Here is a 22119-nt window from a genome sequence, read left to right as displayed (position 1 = left end):
TGTACCGCTGCCGGAGATGGTTGTCAGCGCTGTGCCGGTGCGCGGCTGCCGGTTGGCGCCTGGCTCGTTCCCTCCGCCATCCGGGGCTGTTCATTCGGGCTGCAATTTCGTGGGGACATCCGCCGGGCAAAGCCCTAGCATTCAGCCATGAGGCAAGAAACCTGGCAAAAGTATTCCGAGTGGCCCCTCGTCGGTGCGGCCTTCATCTTTCTGGCGGCCTATTCGGTCCTGGTCATTGCCGAACCGCCGGAGCCCTATGCCGCCGCGCTGGCGTTCGTCATGGGGTCAACGTGGGTTGCCTTCGGCGTCGACTACCTGGTGAAGTTGCTCCTGGCTCCCCACCGCGGCCGATGGTTCGTCCGTCATCCTTTGGATCTGCTCATGGTGGTGCTCCCGGTCGCGCGGCCATTGCGGCTCCTTCGCCCGTTCACCTTGCGTCGAGTGATGGAACGGGCCCCGGGCACTGCCATCCGGACCCGCGTCATGGCCTATGTCATTCTGTCCGCGATCATTCTGGTCTACACCGTTGCCCTGAGCGTCCTCCATTTCGAAAGGGCCGCTCCCAACGCGAACATCACCACCATGGGCGACTCATTGTGGTGGGCCACCGTCACCATTACAACTATCGGCTACGGCGACTACTACCCAGTCACAACGCCCGGCCGGTGGGCTGCGACCGCGCTGATGATCGGCGGATTTGCCGTCCTGAGCATGGTCACCGCGGCCGTGTCCTCCTGGCTCGTTGAAAGCGTGACGGAGGCAACCCATGCCCGGAAGAACGCGGACGAACCCATCGGCAGCGAGGACCTTGCCCACCTCACGGCCCAGATCAACAGGCTCCATGAGCAGCTTGCACGGGGACAGGGACAGGGACAGGACCCTTCCGGCGGCGGCCCGGCCGAAGGACAAGAAGGCTAGGAGCCTCGGTTGATGGCCGTTTCCGGCGGGAGCGCGACAACAGTGCCCTGGATCGCCGTCATCGGCACTGCCCCGAAGTCCCGGGAGTCTATTGACACGGCGCGGTTGTCGCCCAGGACGAAGACACTGCCGGCCGGCACCGTCTCGGGCCCGAAATACGTGCCGTCTATCCGGCTGTGGTCGATGAAAGGTTCGGCGACGGCAATGTCGTCGACGAACAGCTCCGAATCCCGGATTGCCACCCTTTGACCGGCCCCCGCGATGACGCGCTTGATCGACGTCCGGCCATCGGCCGGGCTGGTAAAAGCGACCACGACGCCATTGCGGATCAGGCCCGCGGCTGCTGCCGGCTTGTACAGGAATACGACGGCGCCCGGGGGAATCGTCGGGGCCATGCTGTCCGAGGCTACGCTCACAGGTTCAACGAGCCAGGTGCGGACACAAAGGACTGCCAGGAATGGGACTAGGGCCGCTACGAGGACCATGGCCCGCGGGCGCCGGTTCACGCCGGGTCATCGTCCCATGCAGCCCTGGCGGCCGTCATGGGGTCATCCGGGTCCCAGTCGGATTCCTTCAGGCCCACCCGGAATTGGGCCATCATGTCGTGGTCCTCGTGCGGCAGGTTGTGGCAGTGCATCATGTAGAGGCCCGTGTTGGGGGTGAACTTCATGAGCAGTCTGACGGTCTCGCCCTCACCGACGTACACGACGTCCTTGGGGCCGCGCTCGTGCGCCAGGGGCGGTGCCCCGTTGCGGCTGAGGATCTGGAAGTCCACGAGGTGGATGTGGAGGGGATGGAACCAGCCGCTGGATTTGTTCTCGATCTCCCAGATTTCCACGGAGTTGAGGTCGGGGTCGGCGATGACTTTTTTGTAGCCGCTGGCGATGACGTCCTGCCAGCTGTCGTCATTGATGGTCCACATGTTGGTGGAATCGCTCCGTTTGACCCGGAATTTGCGCGTCTTCACGGACTGTCCTGGCTGCAGCGACATGGCCTCGCTGCTGGCGAGCGTGGTCGGGATCCGGTTCCAGGTGGGGTCCGAGGCGTCCACCGGTTCGTCCGTGACGTCGAATGCCATGATCTTGTTGGTGAAGTCGTAGTCCACGTTGTTCTTATTGGACAGGTTGCGCAGTTCAATCCGTTGCCCGGCCTTGTATTTCCGGAAATCGACGAGGACCTCGTACCGCTCCGCTCCGGCATGGCGCCAACTGTCCACGGGCTGCGCCACAGGGACCAGGCCGCCGTCGGTCCCCACCACCACCACCGGATCACCGGTGCTGAGCGTGGGCCGCAAGGAGCGGGAGATCGAACAGTTCAGGATCCGGAAACGGTAGACGCGTTTCTGCACCTTCATGACCGGCCAGGGCCTGCCGTTGACCAGTATCACGTCCCCCCAGAGTCCGGAGTGGCTGTTGTCGTCAAAGCCCAGGGACCCGTCCGCGGCGAACATGGCATCGCTGATCGTCAGGGCCACGTCAAAGTTGCCTTGCGGGAGGACCTGCCGTTCCACGGGATCGTGCAGGTGGTACTGGGCGGCGAGTCCAGAGTAGGCGTTCAGGGCCGTGAAGTGGACACCGTGGTCGTGGTACCAGAGCGTGCGGGCCGGCTGGAAGTTGGGGTAGTGGTAGTCCTTGTAGAACCCGGGGTGGGTGATGTCGCTGGCGTACCCGTCGAACTGCGGCTTCGAGGCCGAACCGTGCAGGTGCGTGGACGTGGACAGGGCATGCCCGTCCAGCGCATGCTCGGCCGGCAGCTGGTTTCTAATCCTCAGGACGGCCTTTGTGCCCTGGTCCAGGCTGATCGTGGGTCCGGGGAACAACCCGTTGTACCCCAGGATCGGTGTGCCCAACCGGGGCAGGATGCTGGCCATGGCGGCCTTCTGGGTCAGCTTGTAGTAATTGACGGGCAGCCCGTCCACGGGGTCGGTTCCGGCGGCGTAGGGCTGCAGAACCGGTGCCTGGACGAATGCCGCCTGGAATGGTTTCGGCATGTCGTTGGGACTGATGCGGCTGGCCGACTTGGCTTCGACAGAACCCATGGGCAACATGGTGCCACCGGCTCCGAGGACACCCAGGCCCCCGATCAACAAAACCTGACGACGTGAAATGGACATGGCCGGTCTCCTTCATGTGCGGATACCAGACCTTGCAGGACCGGGCTTGGAGATAGCCTGCGGCCGAATTCCCGAACCTTGGGAGAAGCCTGAATTCCCGGCTGCGGCTCAGCGGGCCGCCGCGAGATGCGATTGCAACCGCGCTGTCACAGTGGTGCCCGCGCCCGGGACGCTGAGAATTTCCAACTTTCCGCCCGCTTCGCGGATGGTGTCCTGGAGTATCCGCAGGCCAAGATGCCCTTCGGCGGCCCCTCGGGACGTGTCGAAGCCCCGGCCGTTGTCCGAGATGCTTATCTCCGAGCCCTGTTGGTCTGTCCGCAGCGAGAGCACCACAGCGGTTGCACCCGAGTGCTTGGCACAGTTTGAGAGTGCTTCCCGGGCCACGCGGTACAACAGCGCAGAGGAACCACGGCCGAGCGGGACATCGTGCGGGATCCGCAGATGCACGGTCATACCGCGTTCCTGGTGCGGCTCCGCGAGGCGTTCCAGGGACGTCCTGAGCCCCAGTTGTTCAAGATCGGGCGGGTACAGCTCCTGCGTCATGGCCCGCAGGGCGCGGACGCTGCGCTGCAGTATGGTCCGTGCCCCACCCAGCACCGGCCGCTGCTCCGGGGGCCCGTGGAGCTCTTCTGATTCAAGGGCGTAGCCCAGCCCGGAGAGGTCCTGGATCACTTCGTCGTGCAGGTCCCGGGCGATCCTGCGGCGCTCCAGGTCGGAAGCCTCAACAGCGCGTTTCAGCAGCCGGTTCCGGGTCACCTGATGGTCCTGGATTCCGCGGGCCAGCCGGATGGCGGGGGGCAGCTGCGCGAGCTGCAGTGCCGCCAGGGCGAGCAGGAGCGGCGGGATCATGCTGTACAGGACTTCCTGCTGTTCGGCCCGGACAGGGTCGTCGTCGTAGTAGGCCTCAAAGATCAGGGGCGTACCGTCGGTAGCCGAGGAGCTGACGTAGACCTCCACAAGTTCCCCCGAGGCCAGTTCGTACTCGTTCTCCAGTTCCTGCTGGTTTTCCAGGGAGGCCGTCCCCGGCCCGCCGGCCAGGAGATCTCGGCCCCAGCCCGGCAAAGCGAAGTGTTGTCCAACCAGCGATCGAATGTCCGAATACACCACGCGGCCGCTGCCGTCCCACACTTTGATGCGCAGCACCGCGGCGTCCTCGCGCCACGGCTCCAGGGCCTTATCCAGTGCGTCCAGCGCTGCCGCGTCCCCGGCGAGGAGCGCCTCGTTCACCAGCGGTTTGATGGTCAGGTCCGCCACGCGTTGGGTAAGGAGGAGGGCATTGTCCAGGGCGTGCCGCTCTGCTTCGGCCCGGATCCAGAACGCGACGGGGGTCGCGACAATCAGCAGGGCAAGGAATCCCATCAGGAGGAATTTCGCCACGGCGGCCCGGACCGGGAACCGTTCCGCCGTGCCCGGAAAATCCTCCGGTTGCCAGCCATCCCCAGCCTCAGACGGCCTGGACATCGGACTTCTCGCGCAGGATGCCCCGGACCTCCGCCTCGGCCATAGCTTCGCTCTGGGAGTGCGAGCCCAGTTTGGAAAAAATGGTTTTGACGTAGCCGCGGCAGGTGTGGATCGAGATGCCCAGGCTGGTGGCGACCACCCGCACCTCATGCCCCTCGGACATCAAACGCAAGACCTCCAGCTCGCGGGGGCTTAGGGGTGGCCCAGGGGGGACCGCGGCGGCAGCCGAAGGCGGGGCGCCGATCCGCGCCACCAGCGAGGGGTGAACCACCATGTTTCCGGCCCGGGCGTGGCGGAGAGTGTCGAGCATCGTGGCCAGCGAGCCGTCTTTGGGGAGGAATCCGCAGATTCCGATGGCTGCCGCCTGCCGCAGGACGTCCTGGGACGGGTCGCCTGTCAGCATGATGATCCGGGCGTCCGGGTTGTGTTCGAGGATTCTGGCCGCGGCGCACAGCCCGTCACCGTCCGGCAAGTGGTAGTCCATGACAACGACGTCGGGTTCCAGTTCGCGGCACAACTGCACGCCGCTCTCCACGGAAGCCGCCGAGCCAACACTGCGAAGGTCCGGCTCCCGGTCCAGGGCCCCGGTCAGCAGTTCGGCGAATGTCCTGTGGTCATCGATGGTCAGGACCCGCAGAGTGGCCACTTCTGCCGCTTCTCCTGCGGGGCCGCTGTCCGGGACGACGGCGGCGGGGCCCGGGCGCTCAGAAACTGCGGGATCGGGGGCGGCGGGGAATGAGGCGGCACTTGGCAGGGTTGCGGCGCCGCCGGTCTGCCGCAGGAGGCGGGTGTGGGCGTCGCGAAGGGTATCGCCCGGGGCACAACCCATTTCCCGGTGCAGGGTGCGCCTGCACTGCTCGTAGGCCCGAAGCGCTTCTAGCGGCTGCCCGGATTCCTCGAGTCCCAGAACGAGGGACTGCCACGCGCTCTCGTTCAGCGGATCACCGGCCAGGGCCTCCCTGGCCCAGTGGACCGCGCGCCCGGGCTGGTGCAATGACAGCGCCAACTCGGCGGCCTGCGCCCGGGCCCTGCCGACCCGGTGCTCGTGGTTGGCCCGTTCTTCCTCGGCCCAGGGTGCCTTTAGCTCGTCCCCGAGCAACGGCGCGGCTGCCAGGCCCAAGGCTTCCTGCAAGAGCTCCAAGGCCTCCCCGGACCCGCACCTCGACGCCCGGCGCAGCAAGGCATCAAAGCGGCGCACGTCCAGGTCCACCAGGGCAGGATCCATCACATAGCCGCCCGAGACGGTCCTCAGCGGACCGGACTTGCCCTGTCCGGGCTGCAGGTGGCGGCGCAGGACGCTGACGTAGCTTTCAAGCGTCGGCAACGCCTCTGCCGGTGGCCGTCCGGCCCAGAGCACGTCGATGAGGCGGTCCTTTGAAACGGCCGTACCGAGATTGAGCAAGAGAATTTCAAGGATTTGCCGCGGTTTGTGACCGCCAAGCTCACCGGCTTCAATGACGTCCCCGCCACGCCGGATCCGCAGCGGACCGAGAACGTGGACCTCGAGGACAGGCCGGGGCAACGAGTCCCCCGCCGCGGCGGATGGGCCGGCGCTCTCATGCATCGGGGTGGGGGGCATCTGAGACCTGCAATTCGAACGGAAGTGGTGCTCCCAAGTTTTTTCCATGAAGAGAGAGTCGAGCACGAGTATCCGCTACTCGATTTTCGGGGGGTGCCACCGATCTGCGACAGGTAGTCAGCCTCGTCCCCGATGGTGCGCGGCCCCCAGGGACAGGCCCGGCCCGCCTGGCAAATCCAGCGCCAGATCGACGGCCCGGTCCGGCAGCTCAAACACGAGCGTGGCGTTGATACTCTGCCCTTGCGGGACCTCCCGGGGACCGGGAGAAAACCACAGGGCCTTCCACGTCCCTGTCCCGAGGCCTGACACGGTGTATTCAACGGGATCATAGGCGAGGCCGCCCTTTTCCAGCGCCGTCAGCTCCACCAGCAGCCGCACCCGGTGAAGCCCGCCGGCGGGCGGCACGGCGAGCGCGGCAGCGGCGGAGGCGGGCATTCCGGCGTCGTTCTCTACCGGGACGACGCCGTTAATGCGCGCCACTCCCCCGGTGACGACGGCTGAGGCGCCCAACGGTGCGGGCGGGTTTCGCGGTGCACTCATGACGACGCCGGCGATGAGGGCCGCGACAAGGCCCAGCAGGAGCGCCGGAACGAGGATTTTCGCGCGCTGAAGCGCAGCTGACCGTGACATGTGGGCCAGCCTTCCCGGAACGCCCTAGGGAAACCCTTGGAATTCCTCGGGCGCGCGCACTGGCCCGCGGTTGCCGGTTCGCCCGATCACAGGCTTGCTACAAGTCCCCGTCCATACCGTGACGCTCACAAGTGCGCCTCCGGGCACACCGTGTTCCTCCCGCCAGGGTGGAGGGGCGAAAAAACACAGGATGGATATCGTGATGAAACGAATACTAGGTTTCCTGCTCACAGTTTTCGCGGTCGTCTCGCTGGCTGGCCTCGCCTCGGCCGCCGTCGGCCCTCCGGGAGTCAACGGTCCCGGACTCGCGGAAGTCGGCCCGGTCGATCCGACAGACGGCTATCCGGTCTGGTACCGCGACCATACCGGCCTCAGGCTGGAGAAGTGCGTCGCGCAGGCCGATCCGATGTGTCCGGCCCGCGGGCCGCTGCCGGATGAAGCCGCGCCCGTTTCGTTCCCGGATAACTACCCGGATGAGGGCTTCTACTCACTGACCAGCACCACGATGAACACCGCCGGCGGTGGAAAGGCACTTGCCGCGATTGCCCTGGAGCAGGCGTTCGGCAGCGGTCCGGTTGCCGACGGCGATCAGGTCACCTTTGCCCGTCTTCGCCTGAAAATCACGAATGTCAGGGACGGCGTGGACTACAAGTTCACCACGCCGGCGGGCACCAAGACCCTCCGGACCTCGAAGCCGGGCCTCGTCTTTGACACCGAGGACATCGGCATCGGCGGAAAGGGCGACTTCTCTGGCGCCCTGGGTGGCAGGATCGGCCCGTTCCTGACCTGGGATACCTACCCCACCGATCCCGCCCTCAAGCCCGACGCCAGCGGCAAGGGCACCTACGTCGGCGACGGCACCACGCCGCACAAGATCACCGGCAGCCCGTACGGGACCAATATCTTCCGCATCGAGGGTCCAGGCATCAATCCGGGCACCGCGGATGCATGCCCTTCGGTTCCGGGACCGGTGGCGGACTGCGTGGAAACCGATCTCTTCACGGTGCAGGGGAAACTCGCGACCAACAGCGGAGTGGCCGCCGAGCGGGCGACGTATTCCCGGTCATCGCTCAGCTCCGGGACGGTGGACGTCTTCGCCTCCAGCGAATCCGGTCCGCAGTCAATCCAGATCTCCGACTCTTCCGCCGGCAGCGCACTCTTCAGCCCCACTGCGCTGGAGGGATCCGGCGGGAAATATTTCGCCAGGATCGCCTTTGACGGACCCCAGCCGCCGGCCACGGTCAATGTCACGAACTCCAGCGACGTACCGGCGTCGGCGAAGAAGATCGACGTCGTTGACAGGGTCAGCGGCAAGGCCACCTTCAACGCCGACACCCGTGTCCTGTCCATCGAGGCGGTGTCCAGTGACACGGCGGGTGCGCGGATCCTGACCGCCGTCGGCTTCGGCCAGCTCGCCGCGGGTTCGCTGGCATCAGGCCCACTCGCGGCTCCCCCTGTTTCTGTCACCGTGAGGTCAGATGCCAAGGGCGAAGTGGTGTTGCCGGTTGAGGTCACTGGCAGCGCCCGCGCTCCGATTCCGGTGGCGGCGCAGGCCGGAGCCGATCAAACGGTCCACCAAGGCCAGAAAGTGGACCTCGACGGGTCCGCCTCCAGCGGTCCGGTCTCCACCTACTCGTGGAGCGGCCCTGCCGGAGTAGTCCTGAGCGATCCCAACGCGGTCCGGCCAAGCTTCACCGCACCCGCTCCGGGCGACTACGTCTTCTCCCTCACGGTCAACGGACCGGGCGGACCGAGCACGGCCACTGTCACGGTGACGGTCCTGGCCTCCGCCCCGGCGGCAGCCAACGCCGGACCAAACCAGCTGGGCGTACAGCGCGGAGCCAAGGTCACCTTGGATGGGAGCGGTTCGGTGGGTGCAGCCACCTATTCCTGGACGCAGATTGTGGGCTCGGGCGATCCCAAGGTCACCCTCACCGGCGCCAGTTCCGCCCGCCCCGCGTTCACGTTCCCGCTGTACAAGTATCCTGCGGGTTCAGGCGCCCTGACGTTCAAGCTGACGGTGGGAAGCGCCGACGGGTCCTCAAGCGACGCCCAAGTGACGGTCACGCCGCGGGCAGATACCGTGGCGGTTACCTCCGCCCGGTACACAGCCAGCAAGCGCGAATGGCGGGTGGACGGGACCAGCTCCGTCCCGGCCGGTCAGGCGGTAACAGTGCACCTCGGCGGGCTGGAGGGAACCGTCCTGGGTACGGCCGTAGTGGACGCCACGGGCGCGTTTGCCATCCGGGTTACATCGGCTGTTGTGGGCCGGGCGGGCCAGAGCGTCAGCGTTGAGTCCCCTCTGGGCGGCACCACAGCCGGATTTGCCGTCCGTGTCCAGTAACCATCGCGCAGCCGGAGCCCGGGAGGCGGCCGTCAGGCCGGCCGCCTCCCGGGCCCTCGGCCAGCAATCCGCCCACACCGACGGGCACCGTGTGGCGCCGCAGCCCCCGTCCCTCAGCACCGCGCCGGGCATCGCGCCGGACCCCGCGTCGGACCCCGCGTCGGACGAATATGCGGGCACATCCCTGCGGCTGCAGGTCCTTGAGATCATCGACGGCCTCCTCAACAGCACCGGGCCGGAACTTGAAGAGCACCGGGCCCGCCTGCGGAGTCACGTCACCGAGCATCCCTGGGACCCGGAAACCGCCCTGCTGCAGTACCTTTGGGATCGCGACCAGCACTTTGGAACGCCGCCGGCGCTGCCCGGGTCCGGCAGGTAATGGACCCGTCGAAGAAGGGCTTCAACCGAAGGCAGGCGGGAGGGGGAAGCGTCAGGGGGTTGGGGCTGTCACATTCTCGATGGAGACCGTTTCGATAATCCTCGTCGATGGCTCACCAACCAGCGCCGGCGCCGTCACGCCCGTTTTCCACGTATCGTTCTGCAGGCGGCCCAGGAAGTCCACGGCCGCTGCCTGCGTATCGAAGTCCATTTCCAGCATCACATAGTCTTCCTGATCCAGCGGACGCGAGATCCGGTAGGACCGGACTCCCGACGCGGCGCGGTTCAGTGGATCACTGTCAAAGGCCCGCCTCCACATGGAGAAGTCCCGGACCTGGTGTTCGATCTGCAGGGTAATCACTGATGCGCTCCTGTCGACGGCTCTACACGCCCAACTGTAGGCCCGGAAGGCATCGCCAAGTAAGGCACGTGGCAGAAGTGTTATCCGGTTGGCGTCCTACGCCGGTTGGGAACCGGTGTTCGTCGTGCTCGTCGGGGCGTTGGCCTGATCGGCCCGGTGGCCTTGCCGGCGGCTCGCCAGCAGGAACGGCACCGCGATCAGCTCAATCACGCCGCCAATCGCCAGCGACGCCGGGTAGCCGTATACGTCCGCCGCCCGGCCGAGGATCGGCTGCACCACCACGCCACCGCTGGAGCCCATGAGCGAATCGAAGCTGAGCACCGTGGCCCGTTGCTTCGAGGCGATCATGTCGTTCAAATACGCCTGCCGCACCGGGATGGCCGCCGAAGCAACCAGGGCCCAGGATGCCAGCAGCACCAGTGCCACCCAGAACACGTGGGTGAACCCGAGGACCACCAGGATCACTGTGCCCACGATGCTTGCCAGGATCATCACGGTGGTCCGTTTGCGCACGAGGCTGCGGATGCGGGGCGCCAGCCAGCCCCCCAGCACCTGCGCTCCGGCTACTATCGCCGCTGCGAGGCCCGCGACGGAATACGCGTGGGGGTCCCCGAACAGCTCCAGCAGGTACGGCTGGAGGGCGTAAAACACATAGATCCCGACGCCGGCGCTGAACGGTGCTGCGAGCATCACGTAACGCACGGGTGGATTTTTCAGCCCGTTCTCGATCGAGGCAGAGAGCACCGCGCGGGTCGCCTGCAGAGGATGCGTCGAGCGTTCGGGCGTGAATCCGACGTCGCGCATGAGACCGAAAGCCACCCCGAACATGGCCAACAGCACGCCCACGCGCAGCAGGAACGGCACACCCAGAGTGGTGGCCTGGGCGATCACGCCGCCGGCCACCGAGCCGGCCAGCATCGCGACGCCGGAGACCATTTGGCCGCGCCCGAGGACCGTCTCCATCCCGCCTTCGTACCCGGAGAACCGCAACGCGTCGACCAGCCAGGCCTCCACCGCGCCGGAGAAGAAGGTGAAGCCCAGGCCAAGCAGGATCGACACCACCGCCCACATCCAGAATGGCGCTGAATACTGCCAGAGCAGGTAGTAAAGGAAAGTAGCTCCGGCCAGGGTCAAAGTGCCGAGCAGGAATGAGACGCGGCGGCCCCAAGAGTCGGCAACCACTCCGGTGGGCACTTCGAACAGCACCATGCCGGCGGTGAAGAAGGCGTTCGCGGCAAACGCCTCGAGGTTGCTGAGTCCGGCATCGAGCAGGAAGAGCGTATTGATGCCCCAAATGAACGAGGCCGCAAGGGTATTGCCCAGCGTCAACGTCAGATAGATGCGCTGAATCTTTCGGGCGGCGGCGTTCATCACGTCGCCGTCCCCGCCAGGGCGAGGGTGGACCACGAGCCCATTCTCGTCCCCCGCGCCGGTGCGCGCCAGCGAAGTTGAGGCGCGGCACCGCTGCGGCCGGGGCATTCCGGCGCGAGCGTCCCGGTGGCAGACTTTTGTCACCGGAGCAGTTTGAAGTGTAAGGGCGGGAGGATTCCGGTGGCGGACATGGCTGAGGCCGTTTTGCACGACGGCACGGCAATACCCATCCTTGTCAGCGGTGACGGCAGGGCGCTTCTCATTCCTGCGGATTTGAAGGCCCACTCCGAGTCGGAAGCCCAGACAATGCGCGACTGGGGCGCGGACCCCGACCTCGGGCCAAACCTGGTGTCGGCCCTCTCCCAGTCGTATCGGGTGGTCGCCGCAGACTATGAGGGGCACCGGATGGCGCACCCTGCGCCGGATACGCTCACGCCGGCGAACGTCGCCGCCGATTTCCTGGCCATCGCCGATGCAGCGCACGCCGAAACGTTCGGGTACTACGGGTACTCGTGGCTGGCCCTGTGCGGTCTACAGTTGGCGATCCGGACAAATCGGCTCTGGGCCCTCATCATGGGCGGATTCCCGCCGCGCGAGGGCCCGTACAAGAGCATGCTGGCTGTGACGCAGGCGGCCCATGCGGCGGCTGCCAGCTCCTCTACGCAGACCGCGGCGGCGGACCTCCCGGTCGAGCCAGGCGACTGGGATGCCGCCACCATTCAGACCAGCGAAGCTCAGACCCGCCAGTTCGTCACGCTGTACGAGGCGCTCCAGGACTTCGACGATTCAGCCGTAGGCGTGGCGCCGGGTCTGCCCCGGCTGGCCTTCGCCGGCTCGGCCGATAACATCGTTTACGGACCCCGCTGGGGAGACGTGACGGTGCGAATCGGCGGGCCGCTTGCTGCCCACGAGCGCGAGCTCATCGCGGCCGGGTGGGACGTGGAGGTACTCCCGGCGCTCGATCACCTGGGCGCGATGCGCAGCGACGTCGTCGTTCCTCTCCTGACCGCGTGGCTCGGAAAAGTGAGCCGGGAACTGTAGCCAACCGCCAGGAAGGGAAACCGGCGCTATAGGAGATGCGTCCGCCGGGAACCCGGGCTACCTGCCCAGCTCGAAGACATCGGCTTTGATCCCGTGGCGTCCGTCCTTGCGCTTGCCGGCGGGAGTTCCATACAAGACCAGGGCGGACCGGCCGTCGTCGAGCACGGTGATCCCCTCGGCATGATCGTCGCCTTTGCCGAACGGGGCGTCGAATTCGCAGTGCAAGTCGTCCTTTTCCAGGACGGCCTCGGCTTGCGACGTCAGCGCGCGCCGCCAGCGGAACACGGCCGCGCGCCCGTCCAGCTCCATGGTGGGCCCCGCCAGGACCAGCAGATCGTCCCCGTGCCGGCACAGGTCCCGCACGCCCAGGCCGTCCAGGCGGAGAAAATGCTTGCGGTACCGACGGTTCCCGGGACCGATCGGCTGCGGCTCAATGCCCGGCCCGCCACCGACGTCGAGCTCGATGATCAGCGCCCACCCACGCAGCACCGGTCCGCGCAGGCCGACAAACACGCGGTCGCCGGCAACGGCGAGGCCTTCGCAGTCAATACCGTTTTCCTTGCCCGGGATCGGGTACGAGCCGGTTGTCGAGGTCCGTATGAAACCCCCGAGGTGAGGGTCATCGGCGAGGAGGTCCACCAGGTCCTCGTTGCGGCCAAGACCGAGTACACCGGCACGCGGCTGCCCATCGGTCCCGCCGCCGTCCACCTCCGGGAGGGTTTTCCCGGCGTTAACCAGGGTGGTGGTCGAGAGCCGGGCCAACACCCGCCGGCGCTGGCTGACCTCTACTGTGGCCAGCGAATCCTGTGCCTCTGCGGGCGTCGACTTGCCCTTGACCTGCTTGCGGGCCGCGCTGTGCGATCCGAGCAGCCACAGCGTGTTGTCCTCAACGTCCAGGCCCTCGATGTCCAGCTCGCCCTTGTCCCCCGGCAGGTCAAGGAGTTCGGTGAGGTCGAAGCTTCGATGTGCGCCGGCGTGGTCGCCGTTCTCCAGGGTGAGCCGCTCCACACTGGTCGTCTCGTCATTGGCGACCCAAAGGTGGTTGCCCTGGCGGGCGATCGCGGACAATCCATCGCGAAGGTCAGCCTTCCGGCCGAGCGTGCTGCGCTGATCGAGTACCAAGGTAATTTCGCCGGAAGGCTCGTCCGGCCGCGGCCATCCGTTCATCGGGTACTCCGCGCTCTCCGTTCGCGCAGCCACGGGATGAGGCCGCCCGCCAGGAGCATGTCCACCTGGCGGCTGGAGAGGCTGTGCCGCACGGGGTAGACCTCGTCGCGGGTCTCGTTCTGCGCCAGGATCTCCCGCCCTGAGGCAAGGGCTTCGTGAAGTCCGGTCATCAGGAGCACATCGCCTTGTTCAATCCGGTCGTGATCGGCGGGATTCGCGAACTCGAGGGCGAGGACGCCGAAATTGGCCAGGTTCTGCCAGTGGATCCGCGCGAACGAGACGGCCAGCACTGCGCGCAGCCCGAGGAAGCGTGGGGTGATGGCAGCGTGTTCCCGTGAGGATCCCTGACCGTAGTTGGTGCCCCCTACCAGGATGTGGCCTGTCGAGTCGCGGGTTCGTGCGGCACGGGCGGGGTAGCCAGGGTCCACCTGGTCGAAGGTGAATTCGGCGAGTTTGGGGATGTTGCTGCGGTAGGGCAGAACGCGGGCACCGGCCGGCAGGATCTCATCCGTTGAGACATCATTGCCCACGACCAGGGCCACCGGCGCCTCGATGCGGTCGGACAGGGGGCCGAATTCCGGCAGCGCGGAAATGTTGTCCCCTTTGACCAGTGCCACCTTGCCGGCTTCCTCCGGCGCCAAGGGCTTCTCCAGCATGGCCAGGTTCACGCTGGACGCCTCGGGAAGTTCGAGCGCGGGGTATTCCAGGCCAAGGAGCCCTGTCAGGTCCCGCGGGTCCGTGATTGTCCCGGTCAGAGCGGCCGCGGCGGCCGTCTCCGGCGAGCACAGATAGACCGAGTCCTCCTTCGTGCCCGACCGGCCGGGAAAGTTGCGGGGCATCGTGCGCAGGCTGTTGCTTCCGTTGGCGGGGGCCTGGCCCATCCCGATGCAGCCCATGCATCCGGTCTGGTGCAGCCGGGCTCCGGCGCTGATCAGATCCAACGTGGCCCCCATCCGGGTGAGGTCCTGCAGGATTTGTCGGGAACTCGGATTGACGTCGAACGACAGGCCCGGGTGGCACTGCCGCCCCTTCGTGATTGCGGCGACAATGGCGAAGTCGCGCAGGCCCGGGTTCGCTGAGGACCCTATGACGACCTGCGCCACCGTCCTGCCAGCCACCTCGCGCACAGGAACGACGTTGCCGGGCGAGCTGGGGAGGGCGATGAGCGGCTCGATCGTGGCGAGGTCGATCTCGTCGGTTATCTCGTACGCGGCATCGGAATCGGCGAGGAGTTCGGTGAAGTCGCCTTCGCGCTGTTCGGAGCGCAGGAAGGCCCGGACCTGGTCGTCGGCCGGGAACACCGTGCTCGTCGCACCGAGTTCGGCGCCCATGTTGGCAATCACGTGCCGGTCCATCGCGCTCAGGGTGGCGAGGCCGGGGCCGTAGTACTCGATGATCCGGTCCCGGCCACCTTTCACGCCATGCCGGCGCAGCATTTCGAGAATCACGTCCTTGGCGCTGGTCCACGGCGGCAGTTTGCCGGTAAGCCGGACGCCCCAGACCTCCGGCATCTTCAGGTAGAGCGGCTCGCCCGCGATTGCCAGGGCAACCTCCGTGCCGCCCACCCCAATCGCCAGCATCCCCAGTGAACCTGCGGCCGGGGTATGGCTGTCGGAGCCGACCATGGTCTTGCCCGGAATGCCAAACCGCTGCATGTGCGTCGGATGGGACACGCCGTTTCCGGCCTTGGAGAACCACAGGCCAAACCGGCTGCAGGCCGAGCGGAGAAAATCATGGTCCTCCGCGTTCCTGCTGTCGGCCTGCAAAAGGTTGTGGTCCACGTACTGCACGGACACCTCAGTTTGTGCCCGGTCGAGCCCGAGGGCCTCCAGTTCAAGCATGACGAGTGTCCCGGTCGCATCCTGGGTGAGGGTCTGATCGATATGCAAAGCAATCTCACGCCCGGGAATCATCTCTCCGGCGACCAGATGCGATGCTATGAGCTTCTGGGCCACGTTGTAGGCCACGGCGGCCTTCCTTACTTGATGGCGAGGCCGGACGCCGCTGTCGGCAACGAACCAGCCGCCGGGCACTCCCCTTTATCCCCAAAAATAGCCCACTCCCGGCGTCGGGAACAGTGGAGATTACATGCCGGGACCGCCCGGCCCCGGGACGCTCGTCGTGTTCCACGAGCTGAGGAAGGCCAGGGCCGCGGCCACTCCCGCACTCAGCACCACGGCTCCCAGCCACATCGATACGGGCCATTCAATTCCTGACGCCAGGGCGATGCCGATCAGCTGGCCCGTCCAGACAAATGCCGCCAGGATTGCGGTGATTGCCGGCAGCCGACGCCGCAGCCACGGCCCCGGCCGTCGGGCTAGCAGCACGTCCGCGACGACGGCGGCTGCCGTGGCCCCCGCGGCCCCGGCCACCGCTGTCGGGCGCAGCCCCGACATGCCCAGGGGCAGCCACGCCACCATGGCGACCAGGATCGTGGCAATGCCGTAAGGCGGCCGTCGGGCTCCCGACAGCGTATAGAGGAAGGGGCCGATGATCAGCGCCGTGGTCACCAGGTAGCTGGCGAGCCCCAGCGCCGGCGGCTGCTCCGCCTGGGCGTGCCCGGGGCTCCCGATCGGCGTCGGTAGATACGGGAGGGCCGGCGGGATGCGGACGAAGGCCGAGCAGTAGATGAGGAAGAAGGCGCCCAGGCCGGTCAACAGGGCCAGCGACAGTACGGCTGCAGGCGTCCATGCGAAGGCCCCCGGGCCGCTGGCGGCCCGTGCACTGCGGATGCCGGTGCCGAGGATGAGGAAGAGGCTGAACCCGAGCAGCAAGTGCGTGGGGCTGACCAGGGCGTCGAGGGAGACTTCGATGCCAAGGATCTCGTGCCATGCCAGATCCAGTACGCCCGCGACGGCGAACAGGGCGAGTCCGATGACCGTGCCCTGGTAGCCGGCTGGTATCGCCCGGGCCAGCGGCCGCCCCGGCGTGCGGTTCCGCCAGATTACATAGGCCATCCACGCGCCAGTGGCCACGAGGCCCGAATACAGTGCCGCGTGCCATGGCGTGAAGAAGGTTTCGAGTTCGGGTATGTGCAGGTGGGCCCACCCGTCCAGGAAGACGGCCAACAGGAGCCAGATGCCCAGCAGTTGCGTTACAAGGTCCTTCCGCGCCCCGGCCCGAAGAGTCGGTGCTGCCGTGTCTACCATGCTCGCTCTCCTCACGCCCGCCGTGCCACCGCCGCCCGGCCGGAGCCGCCCGAATCTGGTCCCGCGCCGAATGGTTAAAGCTTGGACCCCCCGGTGCCCAACCGCCAGTGGCCGGCAGGCCCGCCGCTCTTGATGAGTGTGAGCGGGCACCGGGCCGGCCGCTAGGATGGGCCGGTGCACCTCCGAGCCAATAACCGGCACCCCTTGTCCAACGTTTCCGAGCAGGCACCCGGCGTGTTTTTCGTTGAAGGACCCGCTTCCAACTGGATCGTGGTCCGCGACGAAACCGGCTTCATGCTCATTGACAGCGGTTACCCTGACGACCGTGCCCTGGTCCTTGAGTCCATCCGCCAGATGGGCATGGATCCAGCCGACGCCCGAGCCGTGCTCATCACCCACGGTCATGTCGACCACACCGGCTCTGCGGCCTACTTCTCGGCAACATACGCAGCGCCGGTCTTGTGCGCCCCGGAAGAACTGGCCCATGTCCAGGGCAGGGAAAAGCACCAAGTCACGTTCGGTCAGGTGATCGTCCGGGCGTGGCGCCCCCGCGTCTTCCGCTGGATGATCCACGCCATCAAGGCAGGATCCCTGACGGCGACGCCGGCAACACAGGCCCGGGCCTGGGACGCCGAGTGGCTCCGGAGCCTGCCCGGCAGCCCGGAGGCAATCCTGCTTCCGGGCCACACCCCCGGCAACGTCTCGATCCTTCTTCCCAAAGCAGGAGCGATCGCCGTCGGTGACTCGTTTGTGAGCGGCCATCCGCTGAGCCGTAGGTCCGGACCGCAGATGCTCCACCCGATGTACCACACAGACCCGGCCGCGGCGTTGGCGGCAACTCACCGCCTGGACGGCATCAAGGCTTCAGTGATACTTCCTGGCCATGGCCCCGCATTGCGCATGCCCCTGGCCACGGCCTTGGCGCAGTTGCGACGCCCGGCCGCCTGAGGTCAATCCCCGTGCCGGTCAGCGGACGTTCTCTGTTTCGGGGAACTGCTCGGCTCAGGTACGGGACGGCTGCGGTGAAGGTGTTTCGGTGAGTTTGCGAGCTTTGACCGGCGACGCCGTCCGGATGGCTCCCATGCTGGCAATCACCACGAGGGCAACCGCCACCGCCTCGATCAAGCCGAAGTGCTGCCCCAGCACAATAAATCCGGCCAGCGCCGCCACGGCCGGCGCCGTGCAGGTCAGCACGGAGAACGTTGCGGCCGGGATGCGGCGCAGGGCCATGAGCTCGAAGGAATACGGGACGGCGGTCGAGAGCAGCGCGACGCCTAGGCCAAGGCCAAGGACGGCCGGCTCCAACAGGGCGGACCCGGAGGTCAGTATGGCGCCCGGGAGCGAGATGACCGCTCCGATGGCCATCCCGATTGCCAGGCCGCCGAGCCGCGGGAACGCCGCACCGGTGCGGGCGTTGCACAGGATGAAGAAGGCCCAGCACGCCGCCGCACCGAGGGCGAAGCAAACACCCGTGACGTCGAGGTCGGCCAGCCCCTCCTGTCCCAGTCCCAACAGGGCTACTCCCGCAAAGGCCAGCCCGGCCCACAACAGTGCACTGACGCGCCGGCTGGCCACGACGGACAGAACCAGGGGGCCCAGCACTTCTATGGTGACTGCCGTGCCCAGCGGCAGCCGGGCAATGGCCTCGTAGAACAATGAATTCATCGCTGCCATCGTCACTCCGAGACCGATCGCGGCGCGCCATGCCCCTGCACCGTGCCCGTGCAGCCTTGGCCGGGCGACGGCCAAAAGGACAATGGCGGAGAACGCCAGACGCAGCGTCACGGTGCCCAACGGCCCTGCTGCGGGAAACACGAGGACCGCCACCGCCGCACCGAGCTGCTGGCACAGCACCGCCGCCATCACCAGCACGGCCGCCCGGGAGTAGCCGGGGGCGGGTGCGGCGGAGGAGGCCCGGGATTTCGTCACCATGTGCATGGCTCCAACCTTAGGAAGGTCAGCAGGCGGCCGGAAATGCCAATTGAGTTGCCGTTATAACCTAGACGCATGAGCGTTGATGCGCGGCATTTGCGGGCCTTCCTGGCAATCGCCGAGGAAGGCGGGTTCAGTGCTGCAGCGGCCGTGTTGCAGGTCAGCCAACCGGCCCTGTCCCGGACGTTGCGGCAACTCGAGACGCACCTTGGCACAACACTGTTTGACCGCTCGACCCACCACGTGGCCATCACCGCGGCCGGGGAGGCGCTGCGTCCGCGCGCCGCTGCTGCAATCGCCGCCCTCGACGCCGCCCTGGACCCCGCGGAGACACCTGTCCGGCCGCTGTTGCTGGGGTATCCGTGGTCCGCGCTCGGCCGCCGGACCGGTCCCCTGCTGCGCCGCTGGCGCGAACTGCACCCGGACACGCCGGTGGAATTGCGCCGCGTGGATGACCGGTTCGGCGGTCTCTCCTCGGGGCGCGCCGACGTCGCCCTGATCCGCGGGGATCCTCCCGTGAGCGGCGGCCCGGCCGGGATGCGGCAACGCGAGCTGGCCGAGGAACCGCGCTTCGCCGTCCTGCCTGCCGACCATGTGCTGGCCGGCCGGGACGACGTGCGCCTGGCTGACCTCTCTCCCGAGGTCGTCGTCGTCAACATCCTCACCGGCCTCACCAGGCTGGAGTTGTGGCCGGCCCGGATACGCCCGAAACAGACCGTAACCACGGACAACACCGACGACTGGTTGCTGGCCATATCCTCCGGGCGCGGCATTGGCGTGAGCGGCATCTCGACGGCGGAGACCCACCAGCACCCGGGCGTGGTGTACCGGCCGCTTGTCGATGCCCCGCCCGTCACTGTGTCCCTGGCCTGGCTGGAGCCGGTGCCCCACGCGGCGGTCCCGGAGTTCGTGGAGTTCATGGTGGACGAAGTGCCGCGGGACCTCGCGGCGGATTAAGGGTGCCAGCCGGGCACCGTCTACAGCACGGCGGAACCCCTTCCCTAACGCCGTCGGCCGATTGAAGCGCCGGGCCGGAGCGCGCCCGCTGAGCCGGTCTACTGCCCGGCTGGCCGCAGGCCTATACTCATGCCACAGGAATCCCGATCCGGTGGTGACTCAGTGAACTCGTCGAACAGTGAACGGCCCGAAGGTAAACCCGTTTCCCTCTGGATCGCCACCGCGGCCACCACCGGCTACCCTGCCGCGAGCGGGGACGTCGAGGTCGATGTGGCGGTCATCGGGGCCGGCATCGCCGGCCTGACTGCCGCCTTGGCGCTCAAACGTGCCGGCCGCACTGTCGCCGTCATCGAGACCGCCCGTGTCGGAACGGGCGTCACCGGGCACACCACCGGCAAGGTCACCTCGCTGCACCGCCTTGCCTACACCGAACTCGCCCGCAGGCACGGCACCGACACCGCCCGCACCTATGGGGAGGCCAACCAGGCCGCGATCGAACACGTCGCTGCGGTTGTGGCCGAAGAGGGCATCGACTGCGGCTTCCGCCGCGTCGCCAACTACACCTACGCCGAAACCGACGACGCCGTCGCCCGGGTCCGTGAGGAAGCGGCCCTCGCCGCCCGGCTCGGCCTCCCCGCCGTATTCACCACCGACGTGCCGCTGCCTTTCCCCGTCAAGGGTGCGGTCCGGTTCGATGGGCAAGGACAAATTCATGCCGTGAAGTACCTGCAGGGCCTCGCGGCGGCGGTCAACGGTGGGGGCAGCTTTGTCTTCGAGGGGACGACTGTGCAAAAGGTCCGCGACGGTTCGCCGGCCGTGGTGGTCACCGAAAGAAGCGCCATCCGCGCCCTCGACGTCATTGTCGCCACGAATGTGCCGTTCGGCGGCCAGGGGCTGTTCTATCTGCGGTGTCACCCGCACCGCTCCTACCTCATCGCCGGACGGGTGGACACAGCCCCGCTGGACGCCACGTTCATCAGCGCCGAGGAGCCCCTGCGCTCCATCCTGACCGCCAGCGCCGGCGGATCGAGCTACGTGCTCATCGGCGGCGAAGGCCATCGCGTGTCCGAGGCCGGGGACACGGCCGGGCGGTACCGCAGGCTTGCCGCCTTCGCCCACGACCGCCTCGGCGTCGCCGAGATCGCCTACCGCTGGTCAACGCAGGACGGCATCCCGCTGGATGGGCTCCCCTACGTCGGCCGCATGTCCCCCACCGCCAAGCACGTGTACGTGATCGCCGGCCTGCGCAAATGGGGCCTGACCAACGGAACCGCAGCCGCCCTCATTCTCAGGGACATCCTCAGCGGCCAGGAGAACGACTGGGCGTCGGTGTTCAACAGCAACCGGATCACCCCGGCAGCCAGTACGGGACGGTTCATGCAGGAAAACGCCAAGACCATGGCGGCCGTCCTGACCGGCAAGCTCGGCCGGCGTCCCAGCCAGGCGACCCTGGCGCCCGGCGAGGGGGCAGTCATCAAGGTCAACGGCGAAAGCACAGCCGTCTACAGAGGCGCCGACGGGCAGATCCGCGCCGTCTCCGCCGTCTGCACCCATCTGGGTTGTACCGTGGCCTTCAACGCCGCAGACACCACCTGGGACTGCCCCTGCCACGGCTCACGATTCACCACCGACGGCTCCGTCATCCAGGGCCCCGCTACCAGGGATCTGCCGCCCCGGCCGGCGCCGTGACCGCCGGCTTCTGCCGACTGGTCATCGATCGTGGCGGGTTAGGACTCCTATCCTTCGCACTCGATGCAGTACGAGTGGCCGTCCTTTTCGCGCGCCAGCTGGGACCGGTGCCGGACCAGGAAACAGGAGTAGCAGGTGAACTCGTCCTCGGCCTGGGGAATCACCTGGACAATGAGTTCCTCGGCAACGAACTCCCCGCCGGGAGTCATCGCATCATCCAGCGCATCGGATTCGTCCAGCTCCCGGACGACGCTGCGGGCATCCGGGGCATTGGCGGACTGCAGCGCCTCCAGGGAACGGTCCTGTGATTCCTTGACGTCGGAACGTACTTCGTCGTAATCGGTTGCCACCGGGATCTTCTCTTTTCGGGTGTTCTTTGCTGACGGCATATCAACGTATATCAGGGGCTTTGTGTTCCCGGCTGCCCGCCGGCCACGTCAAAGTGCGGTCAGAGTGCCGTCAGAGTGCGGTCAGGCCGCCGTCGACGGTGAAGAGGCCGCCTGTGGCGTAGGCCGATTCGTCGCTGGCGAGGTAGACCATGATGCCTTCGACGTCGGCGGCGGTTCCTGCCCGTCCGAGCATGGTGGAGTCCACCAGGCCGGCGCGGCTGGCCGGGTCGTCGGCGATGGTCTGCACGAGCGGGGTTTCCGTGTACCCGGGGACCACGGTGTTCACCCGGATGCCTTCTTTGGCGTAGTCCGCCGCGACGACGCGTGCCAGCCCGTGAACGCCGGCCTTGGAGCTGGAGTAGCGACGGTTTTGTCCCAGACCTCCAGGGACAGCTCGCCCACTTTCGCGTCCTGGCCGACGAGCTGGACGCCCGCGTTGGCGACGACGATGTCCAGCTCGCCTCCGTTGACCACCATGCGGCTTGATTTCCGGGCGTTGGGCATCGCAACCTTCAAGATGCTCCACCACCAGATCCTCACCGGAGAACCCGCTCAGCACCACGTCGTCGAGCCCGAACTCGTGGTCCGCGAGTCGACGTCGCGCCTCGCTCGGCCCTGAATATTGGCGGTCGCCAGCACG

At 67.1% G+C, this 22119-nt stretch carries 22 protein-coding genes; 8 read left to right on the top strand and 14 right to left on the bottom strand.

Going from position 1 to position 22119, the window contains the following annotated elements; genetic code table 11:
• Window positions 1-147 precede the first annotated feature (147 nt).
• Window positions 148-918 (top strand): potassium channel family protein, encoded by a 771-nt coding sequence (locus AB4089_RS06355; protein WP_441408451.1) that lies wholly within the window; start codon window positions 148-150, stop codon window positions 916-918.
• On the opposite strand, the gene lepB is transcribed toward AB4089_RS06355, so the two are convergent.
• The 5 genes from lepB to AB4089_RS06330 form a co-directional block, all read right to left on the bottom strand.
• Window positions 915-1403, bottom strand: a complete 489-nt coding sequence (lepB, locus tag AB4089_RS06350) for a signal peptidase I (RefSeq protein ID WP_441408681.1) — start codon at window positions 1401-1403, stop codon at window positions 915-917. The two genes, AB4089_RS06355 and lepB, sit on opposite strands and share 4 nt — an antisense overlap.
• 17 nt (window positions 1404-1420) lie before the next feature.
• Window positions 1421-3031 carry a multicopper oxidase family protein gene (locus tag AB4089_RS06345; protein WP_441408450.1) on the bottom strand — a complete coding sequence of 537 codons (1611 nt, stop codon included), beginning with the start codon at window positions 3029-3031 and terminating at the stop codon, window positions 1421-1423.
• Between the two features lie 108 nt (window positions 3032-3139).
• Window positions 3140-4390: a sensor histidine kinase gene (locus AB4089_RS06340; RefSeq protein WP_441408449.1), complete on the bottom strand. Its 1251-nt coding sequence runs from the start codon at window positions 4388-4390 to the stop codon at window positions 3140-3142.
• Window positions 4391-4475: 85 nt separating this feature from the next.
• Window positions 4476-6071, bottom strand: coding sequence for a BTAD domain-containing putative transcriptional regulator (locus AB4089_RS06335; RefSeq protein WP_441408448.1), 1596 nt, complete (start codon window positions 6069-6071; stop codon window positions 4476-4478).
• A gap of 117 nt (window positions 6072-6188) precedes the next feature.
• Complete coding sequence (locus AB4089_RS06330; protein WP_441408447.1) at window positions 6189-6701, bottom strand: hypothetical protein; 513 nt, start codon at window positions 6699-6701, stop codon at window positions 6189-6191.
• Window positions 6702-6903: 202 nt separating this feature from the next.
• Between AB4089_RS06330 and AB4089_RS06325 the strand changes: the two genes are divergently transcribed.
• Window positions 6904-9045, top strand: coding sequence for a PKD domain-containing protein (locus tag AB4089_RS06325; protein ID WP_441408446.1), 2142 nt, complete (start codon window positions 6904-6906; stop codon window positions 9043-9045).
• Window positions 9035-9424, top strand: coding sequence for a hypothetical protein (locus AB4089_RS06320; RefSeq protein ID WP_441408445.1), 390 nt, complete (start codon window positions 9035-9037; stop codon window positions 9422-9424). Before AB4089_RS06325 ends, AB4089_RS06320 begins: the two co-directional genes overlap by 11 nt.
• A 51-nt stretch (window positions 9425-9475) precedes the next feature.
• Here the strand turns inward: AB4089_RS06320 and AB4089_RS06315 are convergent, their stop codons facing one another.
• Complete coding sequence (locus AB4089_RS06315) at window positions 9476-9784, bottom strand: hypothetical protein (protein WP_441408444.1); 309 nt, start codon at window positions 9782-9784, stop codon at window positions 9476-9478.
• Between the two features lie 96 nt (window positions 9785-9880).
• Window positions 9881-11155: an MFS transporter gene (locus AB4089_RS06310; RefSeq protein WP_441408680.1), complete on the bottom strand. Its 1275-nt coding sequence runs from the start codon at window positions 11153-11155 to the stop codon at window positions 9881-9883.
• Window positions 11156-11344: 189 nt separating this feature from the next.
• On the opposite strand from AB4089_RS06310, the gene AB4089_RS06305 reads away from it, so the two are divergent.
• Window positions 11345-12196: an alpha/beta fold hydrolase gene (locus AB4089_RS06305; RefSeq protein ID WP_441408443.1), complete on the top strand. Its 852-nt coding sequence runs from the start codon at window positions 11345-11347 to the stop codon at window positions 12194-12196.
• Between the two features lie 57 nt (window positions 12197-12253).
• Here AB4089_RS06305 and AB4089_RS06300 read toward each other — a convergent pair whose 3' ends face one another.
• The 3 genes from AB4089_RS06300 to AB4089_RS06290 form a co-directional block, all read right to left on the bottom strand.
• Window positions 12254-13363 (bottom strand): DUF3616 domain-containing protein, encoded by a 1110-nt coding sequence (locus AB4089_RS06300; RefSeq protein ID WP_441408442.1) that lies wholly within the window; start codon window positions 13361-13363, stop codon window positions 12254-12256.
• Window positions 13360-15330, bottom strand: a complete 1971-nt coding sequence (locus tag AB4089_RS06295; RefSeq protein ID WP_441408441.1) for an aconitate hydratase — start codon at window positions 15328-15330, stop codon at window positions 13360-13362. The genes AB4089_RS06300 and AB4089_RS06295 overlap by 4 nt, the downstream gene beginning before the upstream one ends.
• Before the next feature lie 117 nt (window positions 15331-15447).
• Window positions 15448-16512 carry a hypothetical protein gene (locus tag AB4089_RS06290; RefSeq protein WP_441408440.1) on the bottom strand — a complete coding sequence of 355 codons (1065 nt, stop codon included), beginning with the start codon at window positions 16510-16512 and terminating at the stop codon, window positions 15448-15450.
• Window positions 16513-16686: 174 nt separating this feature from the next.
• Between AB4089_RS06290 and AB4089_RS06285 the strand changes: the two genes are divergently transcribed.
• Window positions 16687-17460: an MBL fold metallo-hydrolase gene (locus AB4089_RS06285; RefSeq protein WP_441408439.1), complete on the top strand. Its 774-nt coding sequence runs from the start codon at window positions 16687-16689 to the stop codon at window positions 17458-17460.
• Window positions 17461-17514: 54 nt separating this feature from the next.
• Here the strand turns inward: AB4089_RS06285 and AB4089_RS06280 are convergent, their stop codons facing one another.
• A complete protein-coding gene (locus AB4089_RS06280) occupies window positions 17515-18444 on the bottom strand; it encodes an EamA family transporter (protein ID WP_441408438.1) in 930 nt (309 codons plus the stop codon).
• 75 nt (window positions 18445-18519) lie between these two features.
• Between AB4089_RS06280 and AB4089_RS06275 the strand changes: the two genes are divergently transcribed.
• Together AB4089_RS06275 and AB4089_RS06270 are read left to right on the top strand one after the other, a co-directional pair.
• On the top strand, window positions 18520-19401 hold the full coding sequence (locus AB4089_RS06275) for a LysR family transcriptional regulator (RefSeq protein ID WP_441408437.1): 882 nt from the start codon (window positions 18520-18522) through the stop codon (window positions 19399-19401).
• 162 nt (window positions 19402-19563) lie between these two features.
• Window positions 19564-21090, top strand: a complete 1527-nt coding sequence (locus tag AB4089_RS06270; RefSeq protein WP_441408436.1) for an FAD-dependent oxidoreductase — start codon at window positions 19564-19566, stop codon at window positions 21088-21090.
• A gap of 47 nt (window positions 21091-21137) precedes the next feature.
• Here the strand turns inward: AB4089_RS06270 and AB4089_RS06265 are convergent, their stop codons facing one another.
• The 3 genes from AB4089_RS06265 to AB4089_RS06255 all read right to left on the bottom strand — a co-directional run bounded on the left by AB4089_RS06265 (window position 21138) and on the right by AB4089_RS06255 (window position 21956).
• The gene (locus AB4089_RS06265) at window positions 21138-21440 is read right to left on the bottom strand and encodes a DUF4193 domain-containing protein (protein ID WP_441408435.1); all 303 of its coding nucleotides are present in this window, start codon (window positions 21438-21440) and stop codon (window positions 21138-21140) included.
• Between the two features lie 109 nt (window positions 21441-21549).
• The gene (locus AB4089_RS06260; protein WP_441408679.1) at window positions 21550-21810 is read right to left on the bottom strand and encodes an SDR family NAD(P)-dependent oxidoreductase; all 261 of its coding nucleotides are present in this window, start codon (window positions 21808-21810) and stop codon (window positions 21550-21552) included.
• Window positions 21762-21956, bottom strand: a complete 195-nt coding sequence (locus AB4089_RS06255) for a hypothetical protein (RefSeq protein WP_441408693.1) — start codon at window positions 21954-21956, stop codon at window positions 21762-21764. The genes AB4089_RS06260 and AB4089_RS06255 overlap by 49 nt, the downstream gene beginning before the upstream one ends.
• Here AB4089_RS06255 and AB4089_RS06250 point away from each other — a divergent pair.
• A complete protein-coding gene (locus AB4089_RS06250; RefSeq protein ID WP_441408434.1) occupies window positions 21955-22098 on the top strand; it encodes a hypothetical protein in 144 nt (47 codons plus the stop codon). The two genes, AB4089_RS06255 and AB4089_RS06250, sit on opposite strands and share 2 nt — an antisense overlap.
• Window positions 22099-22119 lie beyond the last annotated feature (21 nt).

This window comes from Arthrobacter sp. 2MCAF15 (assembly GCF_052115605.1).
GTDB lineage: Bacteria > Actinomycetota > Actinomycetes > Actinomycetales > Micrococcaceae > Arthrobacter.
The sequence above is the reverse complement of the archived record's forward strand: the minus strand, read 5'-3'. Positions and strand labels throughout refer to the sequence as shown.

Excerpts from the sequence above, each read along its gene's own strand:
- AB4089_RS06355 (WP_441408451.1), top strand. The coding sequence starts at position 148 with ATGAGGCAAGAAACCTGGCAAAAGTATTCCGAGTGGCCCCTCGTCGGT.
- lepB (WP_441408681.1), bottom strand. The coding sequence starts at position 1,403 with ATGGTCCTCGTAGCGGCCCTAGTCCCATTCCTGGCAGTCCTTTGTGTC.
- AB4089_RS06345 (WP_441408450.1), bottom strand. The coding sequence starts at position 3,031 with ATGTCCATTTCACGTCGTCAGGTTTTGTTGATCGGGGGCCTGGGTGTC.
- AB4089_RS06340 (WP_441408449.1), bottom strand. The coding sequence starts at position 4,390 with ATGGGATTCCTTGCCCTGCTGATTGTCGCGACCCCCGTCGCGTTCTGG.
- AB4089_RS06335 (WP_441408448.1), bottom strand. The coding sequence starts at position 6,071 with ATGCCCCCCACCCCGATGCATGAGAGCGCCGGCCCATCCGCCGCGGCG.
- AB4089_RS06330 (WP_441408447.1), bottom strand. The coding sequence starts at position 6,701 with ATGTCACGGTCAGCTGCGCTTCAGCGCGCGAAAATCCTCGTTCCGGCG.
- AB4089_RS06325 (WP_441408446.1), top strand. The coding sequence starts at position 6,904 with ATGAAACGAATACTAGGTTTCCTGCTCACAGTTTTCGCGGTCGTCTCG.
- AB4089_RS06310 (WP_441408680.1), bottom strand. The coding sequence starts at position 11,155 with ATGAACGCCGCCGCCCGAAAGATTCAGCGCATCTATCTGACGTTGACG.
- AB4089_RS06305 (WP_441408443.1), top strand. The coding sequence starts at position 11,345 with ATGGCTGAGGCCGTTTTGCACGACGGCACGGCAATACCCATCCTTGTC.
- AB4089_RS06300 (WP_441408442.1), bottom strand. The coding sequence starts at position 13,363 with ATGAACGGATGGCCGCGGCCGGACGAGCCTTCCGGCGAAATTACCTTG.
- AB4089_RS06290 (WP_441408440.1), bottom strand. The coding sequence starts at position 16,512 with ATGGTAGACACGGCAGCACCGACTCTTCGGGCCGGGGCGCGGAAGGAC.
- AB4089_RS06280 (WP_441408438.1), bottom strand. The coding sequence starts at position 18,444 with ATGGTGACGAAATCCCGGGCCTCCTCCGCCGCACCCGCCCCCGGCTAC.
- AB4089_RS06275 (WP_441408437.1), top strand. The coding sequence starts at position 18,520 with ATGAGCGTTGATGCGCGGCATTTGCGGGCCTTCCTGGCAATCGCCGAG.
- AB4089_RS06250 (WP_441408434.1), top strand. The coding sequence starts at position 21,955 with ATGCGGCTTGATTTCCGGGCGTTGGGCATCGCAACCTTCAAGATGCTC.
- AB4089_RS06255 (WP_441408693.1), bottom strand. The coding sequence starts at position 21,956 with ATGGTGGTCAACGGAGGCGAGCTGGACATCGTCGTCGCCAACGCGGGC.